This is a genomic window from Sphingobium sp. UBA5915 (assembly GCF_002431195.1).
GTDB classification, from domain to species: domain Bacteria; phylum Pseudomonadota; class Alphaproteobacteria; order Sphingomonadales; family Sphingomonadaceae; genus Sphingobium; species Sphingobium soli.
In genome coordinates, this window is record NZ_DJDV01000105.1 from 1 (window position 1) to 17,119 (window position 17,119).

Annotated in this window: 19 protein-coding genes; 14 read left to right on the forward strand and 5 right to left on the reverse strand. The window is 65.5% G+C overall.

Translation table 11 applies throughout. The features are described from left to right. Positions 1–475, reverse strand: a 475-nt coding sequence (locus B2V90_RS19135; RefSeq protein WP_293922842.1) for a VIT1/CCC1 transporter family protein, incomplete at its 3' end; no start/stop codon positions are given. A 179-nt stretch (positions 476–654) separates the two neighbouring features. On the opposite strand from B2V90_RS19135, the gene B2V90_RS19140 reads away from it, so the two are divergent. Next, positions 655–1,437, forward strand: a complete 783-nt coding sequence (locus tag B2V90_RS19140; RefSeq protein ID WP_228220642.1) for a ThuA domain-containing protein — start codon at positions 655–657, stop codon at positions 1,435–1,437. Positions 1,438–1,447: 10 nt separating this feature from the next. Here B2V90_RS19140 and B2V90_RS19145 read toward each other — a convergent pair whose 3' ends face one another. After that, a complete protein-coding gene (locus B2V90_RS19145; RefSeq protein ID WP_228220641.1) occupies positions 1,448–3,229 on the reverse strand; it encodes an ABC-F family ATP-binding cassette domain-containing protein in 1,782 nt (593 codons plus the stop codon). A gap of 142 nt (positions 3,230–3,371) precedes the next feature. Between B2V90_RS19145 and B2V90_RS19150 the strand changes: the two genes are divergently transcribed. Next, the gene (locus tag B2V90_RS19150) at positions 3,372–4,103 is read left to right on the forward strand and encodes an SIMPL domain-containing protein (protein WP_228220640.1); all 732 of its coding nucleotides are present in this window, start codon (positions 3,372–3,374) and stop codon (positions 4,101–4,103) included. Positions 4,104–4,119: 16 nt separating this feature from the next. On the opposite strand, the gene B2V90_RS19155 is transcribed toward B2V90_RS19150, so the two are convergent. Continuing rightward, on the reverse strand, positions 4,120–5,613 hold the full coding sequence (locus B2V90_RS19155; RefSeq protein WP_228220639.1) for a DUF389 domain-containing protein: 1,494 nt from the start codon (positions 5,611–5,613) through the stop codon (positions 4,120–4,122). Between the two features lie 73 nt (positions 5,614–5,686). Here B2V90_RS19155 and B2V90_RS19160 point away from each other — a divergent pair, with 73 nt between their 5' ends. The 5 genes from B2V90_RS19160 to B2V90_RS19180 all read left to right on the forward strand — a co-directional run bounded on the left by B2V90_RS19160 (position 5,687) and on the right by B2V90_RS19180 (position 9,054). Continuing rightward, a complete protein-coding gene (locus B2V90_RS19160; protein WP_228220638.1) occupies positions 5,687–6,025 on the forward strand; it encodes a hypothetical protein in 339 nt (112 codons plus the stop codon). 45 nt (positions 6,026–6,070) lie between these two features. Continuing rightward, positions 6,071–6,736 carry a response regulator transcription factor gene (locus tag B2V90_RS19165; RefSeq protein ID WP_009822570.1) on the forward strand — a complete coding sequence of 222 codons (666 nt, stop codon included), beginning with the start codon at positions 6,071–6,073 and terminating at the stop codon, positions 6,734–6,736. 175 nt (positions 6,737–6,911) lie between these two features. Beyond that, a complete protein-coding gene (locus tag B2V90_RS19170) occupies positions 6,912–8,216 on the forward strand; it encodes a sensor histidine kinase (protein WP_228220865.1) in 1,305 nt (434 codons plus the stop codon). A gap of 50 nt (positions 8,217–8,266) precedes the next feature. After that, positions 8,267–8,686, forward strand: coding sequence for a GNAT family N-acetyltransferase (locus B2V90_RS19175; RefSeq protein ID WP_228220637.1), 420 nt, complete (start codon positions 8,267–8,269; stop codon positions 8,684–8,686). A 14-nt stretch (positions 8,687–8,700) separates the two neighbouring features. Continuing rightward, positions 8,701–9,054 (forward strand): YbaN family protein, encoded by a 354-nt coding sequence (locus B2V90_RS19180; protein ID WP_228220636.1) that lies wholly within the window; start codon positions 8,701–8,703, stop codon positions 9,052–9,054. A gap of 4 nt (positions 9,055–9,058) precedes the next feature. On the opposite strand, the gene B2V90_RS19185 is transcribed toward B2V90_RS19180, so the two are convergent. Next, entirely contained in the window at positions 9,059–9,253 is a 195-nt protein-coding gene (locus B2V90_RS19185; protein WP_228220635.1) for a hypothetical protein, read from the reverse strand. A gap of 36 nt (positions 9,254–9,289) precedes the next feature. Further along, positions 9,290–10,228, reverse strand: a complete 939-nt coding sequence (locus tag B2V90_RS19190; RefSeq protein WP_228220634.1) for a right-handed parallel beta-helix repeat-containing protein — start codon at positions 10,226–10,228, stop codon at positions 9,290–9,292. Between the two features lie 164 nt (positions 10,229–10,392). Here B2V90_RS19190 and B2V90_RS19195 point away from each other — a divergent pair, with 164 nt between their 5' ends. The 7 genes from B2V90_RS19195 (at position 10,393) to nadC (ending at position 16,968) form a co-directional block, all read left to right on the forward strand. Next, positions 10,393–11,226, forward strand: a complete 834-nt coding sequence (locus B2V90_RS19195; RefSeq protein ID WP_228220633.1) for a TIGR00266 family protein — start codon at positions 10,393–10,395, stop codon at positions 11,224–11,226. A gap of 68 nt (positions 11,227–11,294) precedes the next feature. Then, a complete protein-coding gene (locus B2V90_RS19200) occupies positions 11,295–12,173 on the forward strand; it encodes an MBL fold metallo-hydrolase (RefSeq protein ID WP_228220632.1) in 879 nt (292 codons plus the stop codon). Then, entirely contained in the window at positions 12,158–12,868 is a 711-nt protein-coding gene (locus B2V90_RS19205; RefSeq protein ID WP_228220631.1) for a DUF4230 domain-containing protein, read from the forward strand. Before B2V90_RS19200 ends, B2V90_RS19205 begins: the two co-directional genes overlap by 16 nt. Before the next feature lie 77 nt (positions 12,869–12,945). After that, positions 12,946–13,719: a hypothetical protein gene (locus B2V90_RS19210; RefSeq protein ID WP_286869196.1), complete on the forward strand. Its 774-nt coding sequence runs from the start codon at positions 12,946–12,948 to the stop codon at positions 13,717–13,719. Between the two features lie 70 nt (positions 13,720–13,789). Next, positions 13,790–14,788, forward strand: a complete 999-nt coding sequence (gene nadA / locus B2V90_RS19215) for a quinolinate synthase NadA (protein WP_228220629.1) — start codon at positions 13,790–13,792, stop codon at positions 14,786–14,788. A gap of 13 nt (positions 14,789–14,801) precedes the next feature. Then, the gene (locus B2V90_RS19220; protein ID WP_228220628.1) at positions 14,802–16,121 is read left to right on the forward strand and encodes a DUF2254 domain-containing protein; all 1,320 of its coding nucleotides are present in this window, start codon (positions 14,802–14,804) and stop codon (positions 16,119–16,121) included. Further along, positions 16,102–16,968 carry a carboxylating nicotinate-nucleotide diphosphorylase gene (nadC, locus tag B2V90_RS19225; protein ID WP_228220627.1) on the forward strand — a complete coding sequence of 289 codons (867 nt, stop codon included), beginning with the start codon at positions 16,102–16,104 and terminating at the stop codon, positions 16,966–16,968. Before B2V90_RS19220 ends, nadC begins: the two co-directional genes overlap by 20 nt. Positions 16,969–17,119: the final 151 nt, after the last annotated feature.

Genomic DNA, 17,119 nt, shown 5'->3' on the forward strand with positions numbered 1-17,119 from the left:
CGGCGGAAGCGAGCGCGGCCTGGACCGGACGCGCGGTCGCCAGGTCGGAAATGCCCAGTTCATCGCGGGCGTGGGCGCCGAGCGCATCGGCATCCATCAATTGCTGCGCCACCTGCCCCGCGAGATCGGGGGTCAGGCCGCGATCGACATAGATGTCGCGCAGTTCGATCCATTCGGCATGCGGCTGGATGCGCAGCGCCTTTTCTTCCTTGGCCAGGTCGGCGCGTTCGGTGTCCGACTGGGCGCTGACCGAGACATATTCGCCCGCAGCCATCGACATGGCGCCCGCGACCAGCGCGGCGATGCCCGACAAGAGCACGGACTGGCCGGAGGCGCCCGACGCGGCGATGCCGGTCATCAGGCTGGCGGTTGAGACGATCCCGTCATTGGCCCCCAGCACGGCCGCCCGCAGCCAACCGACGCGGTTGACATAATGGACAGCGTGATGCGGCGGAGCGGTGATGCTGCTTTCCATCGGCTTCCTTCCGGTTCCGATGGCACAGTGGCGTGACACGGTCGCGAAGTCGATCCCCGCGATGGCCCGGAGTGCAAAGAGCATCCGACCATAGTCGTAGAAGAGGCCCGGGCCGATTGCGCGGGGCCGATGGGGCGCGATAAGCCCCGGACTTCACGCGACGGGCAGGAGGGACGGCGATGAGGATGATGATGATGCGGGTGCTGCTGGCAATCGCCGCCCTGTTCGTCGCGCCGGCCGCGATGGCCGAAAGCCAGTTCAAGCTGCTCGTCTTCGCCAAGGCGAACACCTATCATTATGAATATATCCCGATCGCGCGCGACAGCCTGGAGCAGATGGCGCGGCTGCACAGTTTCGAGCTGGTCTGGACGCGTCACCCGGAAAGTTTCGACGAAGACCTGAGCCAATATGCGGCGGTCATGTTCCTCAATTCGCCCGGTGAGGAATTGAATGCCGGGCAGCGCGCGAAGTTCGAAGCCTATATGCGCGGTGGCGGCAATGCGATGATCGTCCACCGCGCCGCGATCACCCCGCCGGGCGAATGGCCCTGGTATGAAAAGATGGTGGGCCGGCGCGTCGGGGTGCATCCGATGGTGCAGACCGGCGTCGTGACCGTGGAGGACCGCAATTTCCCGGCGGCCTTCGCCCTGCCGGATCGGTGGGTATGGAGCGACGAATTCTACGTCACGACCAATCCCTTTGACGTGCGGATCAACACCGTGCTGGGGGTGGATGAAAGCAGTTACGACCCGACCAAGATCTGGCCCGGCCAGGTGTCACGCCCGATGGGCAAGGACCATCCGATCGCCTGGTATCATATGTACGAAAAGGGACGCGTATTCGTGACCACGTTGGGGCATGAAGGGGCGATGTATCGCGATTACACCTATCTGACGCATTTGATGGGCGGCATCTACTGGACGGCGACCGGGCGCGGCCAGGCGGCGACCAGCAAGGACTGAACAGGCCGCGTCAGCCCGCCAGCCCTTCCGCCTTTTCCGCGAGGTCGAGCCAGCGTTCCTCCGCCGCATCCTTGTCGGCGCGGGCCTGTTCTATGGCTTTGGTCAGCGCGGCGAATTTGCCGGGATCGCGGGTGTAGAGCGCGGGATCGGCGAGCGCGGCCTCATCGCGGGCGATCGCGGCTTCCAGTTCCTCGATCCGCCCCGGCAGCAGATCAAGATCACGCTGGTCCTTGTAGCTGAGCTTGGCGGAGACGGGCTTGGGCGGGGGCGGCGGCGCGGCGTCCTTCTTTTCCGCCTTCGCGGCCTTGCGCGGATCGCGCTTGGCAATCCAGTCGGCATAGCCGCCGACGATGACGTCGACCGTTCCCGACCCGTCGAGGCCGAGCGTCACCGTAACGGTGCGGTCGAGGAAATCGCGGTCATGGCTGACGATCAGGACGGTGCCGTCATAGTCGGCGATGACTTCCTGAAGCAGATCGAGCGTTTCAAGGTCAAGATCGTTGGTCGGCTCGTCAAGCACGAGCAGGTTCGATTCGCGGGCAAATTCGCGCGCGAACAGGAGCCGCGAGCGTTCGCCACCCGACAGGGTGCCGACCTTCGCTTCGGCCAGACCGGGGTCGAACAGGAAGTCCTTCAAATAGCCATGGACGTGCTTTCGCACCCCGCGCACGTCGATCCAGTCGCCCCCTTCGGCCAGCACGTCGCGAACGGTCTTGTCGCCTTGCATCAGGCTGCGCTGCTGGTCGATGAAGATCATGTCGAGCGTCTTGGCGAGCGTCACCTCGCCGCTGTCGGGCGCAAGCTGGCCGGTCAGCAGCTTGAGCAATGTCGATTTGCCAGCGCCATTGCCGCCGACGATGCCGATGCGGTCGCCGCGCTGCACGCGCAGGGTGAAGTCGTTGATGATGGTGCGATCGCCGAACGCCTTCGTGACATGCTCGGCCTTGATGACGCTCTTGGTCTTGCTGTCGTCGCTGGCGACGGCGATCTTGGCGGTGCCCTGCGGCCCCTGCATCGCGGCGCGCTGGGCGCGCATCTCCCATAGCTTGGCGAGGCGGCCCTGGTTACGCTTGCGCCGGGCGGTGACGCCGCGTTCCAGCCAGTGCGCCTCGATCTTGAGCTTGGCGTCCAGCTTTTCGGCCGCCCGCGCCTCTTCGGCGTAGACCGCCTCCATCCATTGTTCAAAACCGCCAAAGCCGATCTCGTTGCGGCGCATCGACCCCCGGTCGAGCCAGAGCGTCTGGCGGGTAAGGCGCGTCAGGAAAGCGCGGTCGTGGCTGATGACGATGAAGGCGCCATTGTAGCGCGCCATCCAGTTTTCGATCCAGTCGATCGCCGCGATGTCGAGATGGTTGGTCGGTTCGTCGAGCAGCAGCAGGTCGGGTTCGCTGGCGAGCGCGCGGGCGATGGCGGCGCGGCGGCGCTCACCTCCACTCGCGGTCTTCGCTTCGCGCGACAGGTCGATGCCGAGCTGGTCGGCAATCGCCTCCACCTCATGCGCGGGCGGCGCATAGTCGCCCGCGAGCGCGAAATCATGCAGCGTCGCAAAGGGCGTGACGTCCGGGTCCTGTTCCAGCGTGATGACGCGCGCGCCCGGCTGGACCGAGCGGGTGCCTTCATCCGGTTCGATCTGACCGCCGATGAGCTTGAGCAGCGTCGTCTTGCCCGCGCCGTTGCGGCCGATGAGCGCCAGCCGGTCGCGCTGGCCGACATGAATGTCGATGTTGCGGAACAGCCAGTGCGTACCCTGGCTGAGGCCGAGATTTTCGAAGGAGAGGATGGGAGCCGCCATGGCGGTGCAGCTAGGGGGTAAGGCGTGGCAGGGCAAGTGGGGAACCGGAAAGCTGTCGCACGGCTTTCAACGCTGCACAGCGTCCGTTCATCGCATCCCCGCCAATTGCGGATGCAGCGATTTTTGCAGAGGAGACCCATAGATGAAATCCGCCCTCGCCCTGATGGCGCTTGGCGCCGCCGCGATTCCCGCAGCCGGCTTCGCGCAGACCAGCGTCACCATCGCGGAGACAGCGCCGGTCGTGACGCTGAACGTCACCGAAAGCGTCGAAGCCGCGCCCGATATCGCGACCGTGGGCACCGGCGTCCAGACCCGCGCGCCGACCGCGCAGGCGGCGATGCAGCAAAATGCCGCGCAGACGGAAAAGCTGATCGCGGCGCTGGCCAAGGCCGGGATCGCCAAGAAGGATATCCAGACCAGCGGCATCAATCTGAGCGCCCAATATGATTATAATAATCAGGATGGCCAGCCGCAGGGACCGCGCTTCATCGGTTATGAGGCGTCGAACCAGCTGACGGTAAAGCTGCGTGACATCAAGCGCGTCGGCACGTCGCTGGACGCCATGGTGGCGGCGGGCGCGACCAATATCAGCGGGCCGACCTTTTCGATCGACGACCCTTCGCCCATGCTGGTGCAGGCGCGCGGAGCAGCGCTCAAGAGCGCGAAGGCGCAGGCGGATTATTATGCGCAGGCGGCTGGCTATCGTTCCGCGCGGCTGGTGTCGATCAGCGAGAGCAACAGCGGCGGGCAGCCGCCCATGCCGATGATGCAGAGCGCCCGGTTCAAGGCTGATGCCGCGCCGGTGACGCCGGTTGAGCCGGGGCAGGTCAGCGCGTCGGTGACGCTGACCGTCCAATATGCGCTGGACAAATGACGCGCTGAAGCCGCCGTCATTCCGCGATGCGCCAGCGCAGGGCCGCCCGGTCCGCGCTGGCGCCTTGGGTCAGGCGCACATCAATGCCGCGATCGGCGAAGGGTTGCGTCAGAGCGGCATGATCATCGCCGCCTATGGCCATGTCTATCGGCAGGCCGATACGCTGCGCGGCCCATAAAGCGAGCGCCAGCGTTTCGGCATTGGCCGGCGCGCCATCTTCGTTGAGCGCGATGTTAGGCAGCGGCAGCACGGGCGGTTCGACCTCTATCGTCCAGCCCGGTGCCATGGCGGCGGCGCGCTGTTCGAGCACGCGGTAGGTGGCAAGGCCCGCTTCGGGGAGTGGCCGCGCGCGCACCAGCGCCCGCTTGCGCCCAGTGTCGATGGTGACGGCGTCGGGATCGACCCCGGCGATGAGCGCAAGCCGGTCGGTCAGGCGATCGACCTGACCCTGCACTTCGCGCCGCGCGGTCTGGACGGCGAGCAGCTGGGCGTTTTCGGTGTCGGTCCCTTCGCCAACGCGAATCTGCTCGATGTCGAGCGCGACGGGCTGGCCCAGCATGTCGCTGAGCACGCGGCTGGCGCGCGTCGTGGCGTTGCGTTCGTAGCGGCTGGTCAGGACGCTGGCGGTGACGGACAGCGGCCGGGCGTCGAAATCTATGTCGAGCTGCGAGATGCGGGCATCATCGGCAAATTCGCGGCGGATGACATCGCGCGCTTCGCGGGCGGCATTGGATTCCCAGGCGATCTGGCGCAGCGACAGGCCGAGCGGCACCGCCAGCGCGAAGAAGATCACGCCGATGAAGACGCTTTGTATCCAGCTTTGCCGGGGAGAAAGCTCGCGGCCAAAGCCATAGAGGCGCGCCATGATGCCCGCCGCCAGTGCAATCGTCACGAAGTTGGTGAAGAAGAGGAGAAACGCGCCGCCCGCCACGGTGGCGTTGAGCGTCGCGACACCAAAGCCGACGGTTGCGAGCGGCGGCATCAACGCGGTGGCGATGGCGACGCCGACGATGGTGCCCGCCTTCCCCCGGATCATCGCATAGGCACCCGCCAGCGCGGAAAAGAGCGCAACCATGAGGTCGAACAGGTTGGGCCGGGTGCGCGCGGCGATTTCGGTCGTCACCGTCTGAAGCGGGGAGAGAAGAACGATGAAGGCGGTGAAGAGGATGGCGATGAGCGCGCCGACCGCCAGCGTGAAGAGGGTACGGCGAATCTCGCGCGAATCGACGGTGGCGAGCGCGAAGCCAAGGCCCACGATCGGTCCCATAAGCGGGGAAATGAGCATCGCGCCGATGACGACGGCCGGCGAGGAGAGCAGCAGCCCCAGCACCGCGATGCCCGCCGACATGAGGATCATGAACGCGTAGCGCGGGCTCCATCCGTCATCCTCGCGCACCCGGTCCACCACCGCCTGATGGTCGATTTCGCGGATCACATGGCCGCGCCACCAGCGGGGCACGGCGCGCCAGAGTGGCGGATCGGCGACGGGCCTTTCGTCATGCATCATCATGAGACAAGGCCATAATCGAGCACGGCGCGGCTTTCCAGCCACCTCCGCGCAGCCATCATTCACCACCTGTTCAATGGACCGCACCTATGGCATGCCCATGACGATGAAGTGGAAAAGCCTGACAGCCGGCACCGGCATGCTGATGGCCGCCATGGTGACGATCCCCGCCGCCGACGCGGGCGGACGCCGGGACGAACAGGATGCCGCCCGCCGCGCGATGCTGGACGGGCATGTCATGCCCTTTTCCATGATCAAGCGCCGCGTCGACGCCGCGGTGGGGGGCGCGACCTATGTCGGGAGCGAGTTCAATCCGTCATCCAACCGCTATCGCCTCAAATATGTGAAGAACGGCAAGGTCATGTGGGTTGATGCCGACGGCCGGACGGGCGATATTATCGCGATGGCGCGCTGACCCCGCGCTGCACCCTGGTTATAACAGAAACGGAAATACACGCCCATGCGCCTGCTGATCGTCGAGGATGAACCGAGCCTGGGCCATCAGCTCAGAACCACGCTGGAAGGCGCGGGCTATGCCGTCGATCTGGCGACGGATGGCGAGGATGGGCATTTCCTGGGATCGACCGAAAGCTATGACGCGGTCGTGCTGGACCTGGGCCTGCCCACGATCGACGGGCTGACCGTGCTCGACCGGTGGCGCAAGGAAGGCAAGACCTTCCCGGTGCTTGTGCTGACCGCGCGCGACAGCTGGTCCGACAAGGTCGCGGGGCTGGACGCGGGAGCGGACGATTATCTGGCCAAGCCCTTCCAGAGCGAGGAACTGATCGCCCGGCTGCGCGCGCTTATCCGCCGGGCGTCGGGCAATGCATCGAGCGAACTGACGGCGGGCGACGTGCGGCTGGACACGCGGTCGGGCAAGGTTACGCTGAAGGGCGATCCGGTAAAGCTGACGGCGCAGGAATATAAGCTGCTGAGCTACCTCCTCCATCACAAAGGCAAGGTGGTGAGCCGCACCGAGCTGATCGAGCATATCTACGATCAGGATTTCGACCGCGATTCCAATACGATCGAAGTGTTCGTGACGCGCATCCGCAAGAAGCTGGGCGCCGACGTCATCACCACCATCCGGGGTCTGGGGTACAGCCTGGACGAGCCGGGGCGGTAAAAATCACCGCCGCTCCAGCCCGTTCGGTTCGAGCTTGTCGAGAACAGGTCCTGGCGCTCTTGTTCTCGACGGGCGCTTCTCGGCTTCGCTCGAAGCTGCTCGAACCGAACGGTAGATAGTGACCGACGCGACAGCCCCTCCCCCCGTCCGGTCGACCGGCTCCATCAGCCGGCGCATGATCGGCATTGCCGCACTGTGGATCAGTGTGCTGCTGATCGGCGGCGGCGTGGCGCTGGACCGCGTGCTGTCGGACGCGATCACGCGCAATTTCGACGACGGCATGAATTATGTGCTGACCGCGATGATCGCCGCATCCGAAATCGGCCCGGACGGCGAGGTGCTGTTCAACCGGGAACTGGCCGACCAGCGATTCCTGGAGCCCAATAGCGGGCTCTATTACCAGATCAGCGCCAAGGGGCGTGAGGATTGGCGGTCGCGGTCCTTGTGGGACCGGGCGCTCAAGGCGCCGGCCGAACATAATGATCGCCAGTTGCACGTCTATAACAGCAAGCAGTTCCCCGGCGAGGACTTGCGCATCATGGAGCGCACGGTGGTGCTGCCCGGATCGGACACGCACTGGTTGTTCATGGTGGCGCAGGCGCGGTCGGGACTGGACGCGCAGATCAAGACATTGCGATCCACCCTGTTCAAGAGTTTCGCGCTGCTGGCGCTCGGGCTGTTCGTGCTGGCGACGTTGCAGACGATCTACGGTCTGCGCCCGCTGCGCAAGGTCCGGCTGGAAATCATCCGGATGCGGGCGGGCGAGAAAAGCCGGGTGACAGAACCGATGCCGGCCGAAGTATTGCCGATGGTGGAGGAATTGAACGCCCTCCTTGCCCATAATGAGCGGCAGGCGGAAGAAGCGCGCACCCATGCCGGCAACCTGGCCCATGCGCTCAAGACGCCGCTGACCGTCATCATGAACGCAGCGACCGCCAAGGCGCCGGACCTTGGCGACGCGGTGATCCGCGAGGCGACGACGATGCGGCGGCAGGTCGATCATCATCTGGCCCGCGCCCGCGCGGTCGGCCGGCGCGGCGCGGCGCAGAGCCGGGCGGATGTGTGGAAAAGCCTGGGCGCGGTGGAGCGCGCCGTCCAGCGCCTCTATCCCGACGCGCGGATCGACATGGACGGCGACAAGACGGCCGCAGTGCGGGTGGAGCGGCAGGACCTGGACGAGATGCTGGGCAACCTGATCGAGAATGCCGCGAAATATGGCGGCGGCAGCGTGTTCGCGACGGTGGGCCGCGCGGCCGGCATGATCGAGATAGCGGTCGAGGATGACGGCATGGGCATTCCCGAAGAGGAACGGGTGCGCATCTTCGACCGGGGCGTGCGGCTCGATTCGGGGAAGCCCGGGACCGGCCTTGGCCTGGCCATCGTGCGCGATGTGGCAGAGATTTACGGCGGCGCCGTCGCGCTGGAGGAAAGCGAGGATCTGGGGGGGCTGCTGGTGCGGTTGCGGCTGCCCGCGGCGTGACGCGGGGCCGGCGGCATTGTATGCCGGGGCGCAACCGCTAAGACAGCCGCATGACTTTGCGCCTGACCGTTCCCGAACAGCCTTCCGACGAGGATCGGGATGCCGTGATCGCGCCGCTGCGCGCCTATAATATCGACCGCGCGGGTGATCCCAGAACGCGGCCGGTCGCCATATTGCTGACCGATGACGCAGGCCAGCATGTCGGCGGCCTGTGGGGCAAGTGCAGCTATGACTGGATGTTCATCGAATTTCTTGCGATTCCCGAGGCGCATCGCGGCGCCGACCATGGCACGGCCCTGATGCGCAGGGCAGAGGAGCTTGCCCGGGCGCAGGATTGCATCGGCATCTGGCTCGACACCTATTCCTTTCAGGCGCGGGGTTTCTATGAAAAAATGGGGTTCAGCCTGTGCGGTGAGATTGCCGATCATCCGGTCGGGGAAAAACGCTTTTTCCTGAGCAAGCGGCTTTAAGGGCGGCGGAGCCCATGCGGCGGCATCTCTATCTTATCGCGGGGTTTCTTTCGATCGGTTTGGGCGCGATCGGGGCGTTTCTGCCGCTGTTGCCGACGGTGCCATTCATGATCCTGGCCGCCTTCTGCTTTGCACGATCGAGTCCGCGGCTGGAGGCCAAGCTGCTCAATCATCGGCAGTTCGGTCCGCATATCCGCCGCTGGCGCGAACATGGGGCAATCAGCCGGCGGGGCAAGGTCGCGGCGGTGGCGGCGTTCGGGTTCAGCATAGTGCTGGCGCTCATCCTGTCGCCCTGGCCCTGGTTCCTGATCCCGGTCGCCGCCGCGCTGATCGGCGGGAGCTGGATCTGGACGCGGCCCGAAGCGTGACGCGCTATTCCGCGATCAGGTCGAGATAGGCGACGACGTCATTGTCGGTGGCGATGAAGAGGCCGTCCTGCATCTCGGCAGGCTGCTGTTCGGCGACGTGCAGCGCTTCGGTCAAAGGGCCATAGAGCAAGGTGGTGACGCCGCCGTCATCGCCCAGATGATAGAGGCGCACGGTCGCGCCGTCATAGGTGGTGCGCATGAGCGGCTTATCGCGCCAGAGCGACGACGGCGCAAGTCAGCGCCGGTCGCTGACCTTCATCGAGGGCGCAAGCTGGTTGCGGCCGATGCGCACGGCATCGTCGGTGAAATTGGCGACGAAGGTGGAGCCGCGCTCCAGCCCCGGCACGAAGCCAGCGCGATTGCCGTCGATGACAAGGCCCGCGCTGCTGTTCTCGCGGCCTTCGGGCGCGACGGTGATGAAGGCGGACCAGTTGTCCTTGTCCTTGCCCTGCACCATTTCATTGCCGCTGATCGTGCCGGTCGCGCCGTTGGACAGGTCGATCATGTAATTGGTCAGGTGCCCGGCGCTGTCGTCGAAACTGTTGCCGGTGATGGTGACGCGCGGCGTGCGGGTTTTAAGATAATGACCGCCATTGCCTTCATCGAAGCGGCTGTTGGTGACGGAGAGGCTGGCGAGGCGGCCGATATAGATGCCATGAGCGCAATCGAGATCGCGGTCGCACCGGCCGAGCTTGCGGAAAGTGGACTTGTCGATGCTGACGCGGCCGCCGGCATAGTCGCCGGTCAAAATGCCTTCCTCGCTATTGCGGAACAGGCTGTTGGTGACGGTGAGGTCGCCCTTTTCGAGGCGGATGCCAGCGCCATTGCCGTCGGGCACGCGAATATTCTGGAAGACGATGCCATCGACGGTGGTGGCGCGGCCGCGCGCGACGAGCGCGCCCTTGCCTTCGCACGGCACGCCGTCGAAGATCGCGGTGCCGGGCTTTGCGGCGCGAATGGTGACGACGCCGGCCTGCTGCACCGCGCATTGGCGATAGGTGCCGGGCGCGACGATGATGGTCCCCTGCCCGTCGCCGATCGCGTTCAGGGCATCGGACAGGGTGGCATAGCCACGCCCCGAGTCGCTGAGTGTGAAAGGCGCGGACTGGCCCTGTGCGAGCGCGGTCGCGGCGACGGCGACGGACAGGAGCAGGGCTGTGGACAGGATGCGCATGGCGCGCTGCATAGAGGCTTGCAGGCGTGCCGCCAAGCGCGCGCGAACACCCAGCGACGCACTGGCCTGAAATGGCACAGGCGCATGGGCAAGAGTGAACGGTTTTCGGGCATGACGCGATCCGGTAAGGAGGGGCATCCTTTGATCCGCAGGAGTGCATGTCCATGCCCAATTCCCCCTGGAGCCATCATCGCAGCGCCAGCCTGTCCGATGACATTGATTTCGAAATCAAGGGCCAGGAACTGCAGTTTCTGGAGATCGAACTGGATCCGGGCGAAAGCGCGGTCGCCGAAGCGGGCGCAATGGTGTGGAAGGACGGCGCGATCAGCATGACCACGGTGTTCGGCGACGGCAGCGGCGGCGCGGATGGCGGTTTCATGGGCAAGCTGCTGGGTGCGGGCAAGCGGCTGGTGACGGGCGAGAGCCTGTTCACCACGGTCTTCACCCATCAGGGCCACGGCAAGGCGCGGGTCGCCTTTGCATCGCCAACGCCGGGATCCATCCTGCCGCTCAAGCTGGACCAATATGGCGGCGCGCTGATTTGCCAGAAGGACAGTTTCCTGGCCGCCGCCAAGGGCGTGGCGATCGGCGTGCATTTCCAGAAGCGGATCATGACCGGGCTGTTCGGCGGCGAAGGCTTCATCATGCAGCGGCTGTCGGGCGATGGATGGGTGTTCGTGCAGATGGGCGGCACGCTGGTTGAAAAGGAACTGGCGCCGGGCGAGGAACTGCATGTGGACACCGGCTGCCTGGCGGCAATGACGCCCGGCGTCGATTTCGATCTGGTGGCGGCAGGCGGCGTCAAATCCATGATCTTCGGCGGCGAAGGCGCGTTCTTCGCGCGGTTGCGCGGGCCGGGCCATGTGTGGATCCAGTCCCTGCCCTTTTCGCGCCTTGCGGGACGAATGCTGGCGGCAGCCGGCAGCCGTGGCGGGCAAAACAGGGGCGAAGGTTCGGTGCTGGGCGAATTTGGCGACCTGATCGGGGGCAATCGCTGACCCGGGCGCTGACAGTGGGGAGGGACAGGCGCTCTTGAAATTCGGGGCGAAAGAGGCACATGGGACATATGGCATCCCCTTTCGATCCGGCCGACCTGCCGACCGGCATCATGATGACGCTGTCGCCGCTGGTGCGCCGCGTGCTGGCGCCCAACCCTTCGCCCTTCACCTATACCGGTACGCAGACCTATGTCGTGGGCGGCGAGGCGGTGGCGGTGATCGATCCGGGGCCGGACCAGCCCGATCATCTGTCCGCGATCGCGCGGGCGATTGGCGGGCGGCCGGTCGTCGCGATTCTGTGCACCCATACCCATCGCGACCACAGCCCGGCGGCGCGGCCCCTAAGTGCGGCGACAGGCGCGCCGGTCATCGGCTGCGCGCCACTGACGCTGGAGGATGACGGCCCGCGCGCAGATGCAGCGTTCGACGCAGACTATCGGCCCGATAAGGTGCTGGCAGATGGCGAGACTGTCGAAGGGCCGGGCTGGACGCTGGAAGCGGTGGCGACTCCGGGCCACACGTCCAACCATCTCTGTTTCGCGCTGCGCGAAGAAAAGGCGCTGTTCACCGGCGATCATGTCATGGGCTGGTCGACCAGCGTGATTTCGCCCCCCGATGGCGACATGACCGCTTATATGCGGTCGATGCAGCGTCTGGCCGAGCGGGACGACGGGATCTACTACCCCGCCCATGGCGATCCGGTTGAAAACCCGCAGCGGTTGGTGCGCGGCATGATGGGGCACCGCAAGCAGCGCGAGGGCCAGATTTTGCGGTTCCTGGCGCGCCATGGCGACAGCGCTATCCCCGACATGGTCGCGGAGATGTACAAGGGCGTCGACCCGCGGCTTTATGGCGCGGCGGGCCGGTCGGTGCTGGCGCATCTGATCGACCTCAATGGCCGGGGGCTGGCCCATCCGGCGGAGGACGGGCTGTGGCGCGCGACCTGAAAGCCTATGCCGGGCCGGTCGCCGCTGCGTTGCTGATCCTGATCGTGGGGGCGGCGATGCTGGTGGGCTGGCAACGCTATAATCGCGACTATGTGGTGAGCGTCGAGGATGACGGATCGGCGGTGACGAAGATCATCGCCGAGCGGATCGCCGGCAGCAGCAGCCTGCGCGTGTCGCGCCTCAATGGCACGATCCAGAGCACCGCGCGCGATGTGCGCGGCTTTGGCTGGCTGAAGTCTGATCAGGTGGTGAAGATGCCCTATACGGTGGATTATTTCGTCGACCTGTCGGGCCTGTCCGCCAATGACCTGGAATGGGACGAGCAGCGCCGCACGCTGATCGTCAACGCGCCCGATGTGAAGGCCGACACGCCCAATCTGGACGAGGCGCGCCGCACGCTGGTGCGCACCAGCGGCCTGTTCGTCACGCGCGAGGCGGGCGAGGCGCTCAGCCGCCGGGCGTCGGCCCATGCCGAAGCGCGGGCGAAAGCGTCGGCGCGGTCGCCCGAACGCATGGCGCAGGCGCGCGAATATGGGCGCACCGCGCTCGCCAAGCTGATGGGCGCGCCGCTCGCTGCCATGGGCTATGGCGATGCGCGCGTGATCGTCACCTTCCCGCCCGAAAGAAAGGGCGACAATCGCGAGCGATGGGACGTTACCACGCCGATCAACGAGGTGCTGGCCCGGCATCGATAGGACGATGATCGGGTCAAATTGACCGATCCCCCTCGGCAATGATATCATCACGTCAGTCAGGCATGCGTGGGGGCATCATGGCGACGAAGACAGTATCGGCTGCAACCGTTTTAAAGCGAGAGCATCGTTTTTTCTTCATCAGCGCCTGCATCATGGCTTTCGTGCTGATCGCGGGTTTTTCCACCAACATCCTGTTCCAACGATCCAGCTTCGCGTCGCCGATCCTGTATCATGTCCATGCCGTCGCCTTTTTTGGCTGGGTTGTGCTCTACCTGCTTCAGACGGGATTGGTGGCGACCGGATCGACCAGGCTTCACAAGCAATTGGGCTGGCTGGCCCTGGCCTGGGTGCCTGCGATGGTCGTGCTGGGGATGGCGATCACGATTCACGTCATTCGCGCATATGGCGGCCCCTTCTTCTTTGCCCGTGACGAATTTCTGATCGGCAATCCGATCGGCATCCTTACCTTTGCCGCGATCGTCCTGTGGGCGATCCGCATGCGGCGCCGTACCGACTGGCACAGCCGGCTGATGCTGTGCGCGATGGCGTCGATCACAGGGCCGGGGTTCGGCCGACTATTGCCTCTGCCGCTCATGATGCCGATGGCCTGGGTGATTTCGGCGGTGGCCTTTCCTGCGCTGTTCATCATTGCAGGGATGTGGCGGGACAAAGGGCGGGTCGGCGTGATCCATCCTGCCTATATTTGGGGCCTTGCCCTCCTGTTTGGCACGCAGATCGTTGCGGAGGTCATAGCCTTCAGCCCCGTCGGCCGGGCGATCGGCGACGCCGCGACCGCAGGGACGCCGGGCGCGGCGCGGCCTTTATACGCCGACTGGCCCCGGCATCCCTGATCGCCGTCCTTGATCCTCCGCGCTTGCCCGCTTATCTGCCCGTCCAAATGCTTTAGACGGAGATGACAGGGTGGACGCACGCGGCGGCATAGGCGGATCATTGCAGGGACTGGACCTGCGCGCGGAAATCGACCGGCTGCGCAAGGAGCGCAACGCCGTCATCCTGGGACATTACTACCAGTCGCCCGAGATTCAGGACCTGTCCGATTTCGTCGGGGATTCGCTGGAGTTGTCGCGCAAGGCGGCGGAGACGGACGCGGATGTCATCGCGTTCTGCGGCGTCCGCTTCATGGCGGAAACGGCGAAAATTCTGTCCCCGGACAAGATTGTCGTGCTGCCGGACATGGACGCGGGATGCAGCCTGGAGGACAGTTGCCCCCCTGCCCAGTTCAAGGCGTTCCGCGAGGCGCATCCCGATCATATTGCGCTGAGCTACATCAACTGTTCGGCCGAGGTGAAGGCGCTGTCCGACATCATCGTGACGTCGTCCTCCGCCGAAAAGATCCTGGCGCAGATCCCGGCCGATCAGAAGATCATCTTTGGCCCGGACAAGCATCTGGGCGGATATTTGAAGCGTAAGCTGGGCCGCGACATGCTGCTGTGGCCGGGCGTGTGCATCGTGCATGAGGCGTTCAGCGAAACCGAATTGCTCAAGCTCAAGGCGCAGCACCCCGACGCGCCCATCGCCGCGCATCCCGAATGCCCGCCCTATATCGTCGACCATGCCGATTATGTCGGATCCACCAGCGGCATCCTGGATTTCGCCAAGACGATGCCGGGCGATACGCTGATCGTCGCGACCGAACCGCATATCATCCACCAGATGGAAAAGGCGGTGCCGGACAAGAACTTCATCGGCGCACCGGGCGCGGACGGCAACTGCAACTGCAATATCTGCCCCTATATGGCGCTCAATACGATGGAGAAGCTGTATCTGGCCCTGCGCGACTTGCAGCCACGCATCGAAATGGACGAGACATTGCGGTTGCAGGCGAAAAAAAGCCTGGACCGGATGCTGGACATGGCGAGCGGCACGGTGGGCCAGGGCGATGTCGGCCCGCGTGGCTGAGGCCTGATCCGCGATGATCGCGCGGCTGCGCGCGCTGTGGCAGGGGACGCGGGCCAGCTACTGGTTCTATCCCGCGCTGTTCACCACCAGCGCGGCGCTGTTGGCGATCCTGACCGTCTGGCTGGACCGCCATGGCGCGGCGCAATGGCTGACCAGCCATGAATGGGTGGACGAAGCCCGGCCCGAAGGCGCGCGCAACGTCCTGAACGTCATATCCGGCTCGATGATCGGCGTCGCGTCGACCGTGTTTTCGATCACCATCGCCGCGGTCGTCTATGCGTCGGGCAGCTATGGCCCGCGCCTGCTCGCCAATTTCATGGAGGATCGCGGCAACCAGCTGTCGCTTGCGACCTTCATCGCCACTTTCGTCTATTCGGTGCTGGTGCTGCGCGTGGTGCGCGACGCCTATGAAACGGCGGGCGACCCCGGCTTCGTGCCGCAGCTGTCGCTGCTGATCGCCACTGGCCTGATGGCGGCCTCCATCGTGGTGCTGGTCTATTTCCTGAACCATGTTCCCGCCTCCATCCGCATCAACGCCGTGCTGGAAGGGATTGGCGAGCGGCTTCTGCGCAGCGTGCGCGATCGCTTTCCCAAAGAGTGCGCCGCCGAGCAGCAGGATCAGCCGCCGCAGGGGGCGCCGGTGGCGGCGACCGGCACGGGCTATATCCAGATCATCGATTTTGCCGGGCTGGACCGGATCGCGCGGGATGTGGAATGTCGGATCGAGTTGCGGCTGCGGCCGGGCGATTTCGTCCATCCCGACGTGGTGCTGCTGGCGGTCGTCGGCGCGAAGCCGGACGATGCGATGGCCGACGGGCTGCGCGACTGTTTCTCGCTGGGAGCGATGCGATCCCCATCACAGGATATCGAATTCCTGATCGATGAACTGGTGGAAATCGCGCTGCGGGCGCTGTCGCCGGGCATCAATGATCCCTTCACCGCCGTCACCGCGCTGCACTGGCTGGGGGCGGCGACAGCGCAGATCGGGGCACGGGACTTGCGGGGCGGGCCGGACCGGGGCGATTATGACTGGAACCGGATCGTGCCCATGAACGATGATTTCGATCATTTCGTGCGGCGCGGCTTTGGCGGCATCCGCGCGGCGGCGGCGACCAGCCCGATCGCGGCGGCGCAGTTCCTCGATTGTTTGCTGGGCGCAGGATCGACCATCAGCCTGACCGGTCGGCGCGCGCGGCTGCGCGAGGAGGGCGCATTGCTGATGGCGCAGGCGCGGCTGGAGCTGGCCGGGCCGTCGCTCGATGAAGTGGAGGCGCGCTATTGCGATTTCCTGGCAGCCATGAAAGACGGCACCCATGAACGGCTTTCTTCCTGACGCATTCGCGCTTCCCGGCTTCGACCTTGACGCCTTTGTCGCCGCCACCCTGGCCGAAGACCTTGGCCTCGATGGCCGGGACGTCACCAGCGAGGCGGTGATCCCCGCCGAGGCCATGTTCGACGGCGTGATGGACAGCCGCGACGCAGTGACGCTGGCGGGCCTGCCGGTCGCGGTAGCCTTCTTCCGCGCGCTCGATCCGCAGGTCGAGATCGAGATGCTGCACCGGGACGGTGACCGGGTCGCGGCGGGCACTGACCTGATGCGCATCCGTGGCAAGGCGCGCGCGATGCTGACGGCCGAGCGGTCGGCGCTCAACACGGTGCAGCATCTGACCGGGATCGCGACGATGACCCGCGCCTATGTCGATGCGATCATGGGAACGGGCGCGACCTTGCTCGACACGCGCAAGACGATTCCGGGGCTGCGCGTCCTGGAGAAATATGCGACGCGGATGGGCGGCGCCACCAATCACCGCATGGGCCTGTGGGACGCAGCGATGATCAAGGATAATCATGTCGCGGTCGCCGGGTCGGTCGAGGAAGCAGTGCGTCGCGCCGTCGCTGCCGGGGTCGAACGCATCATCGTCGAAGTCGACCGGATCGACCAGATCGAACCGGCGCTGAGCGCCGGCGCCACGCATCTGCTGCTCGACAATATGGCCGCGCCCGTGCTGCGCGGAGCGGTGACGCTGGTGGGCGGCCGGGTGCCGACCGAAGCGTCGGGCGGCGTGACGCTGGACACGATCCGCGCCAAGGCGGAGACGGGCGTTACCTATATCAGCGTCGGGCGGCTGACCCAGTCGGCGCCGGCGGCGGACATCGGACTGGATTTCGACTATGCCTAGGCTGATCCTTGCCCTGCTGCTCATGCTCGCGCCTTCGGCGGCGCTGGCCCAGTCGGCGCAATGCCGGATGCCCGCCACCCTGCCCCGGCCCAAGGCCGAAGGGCCGACCGCCAAGGAGCCCAAGCGCGTGCTGCCGATCGGCAGCTACACG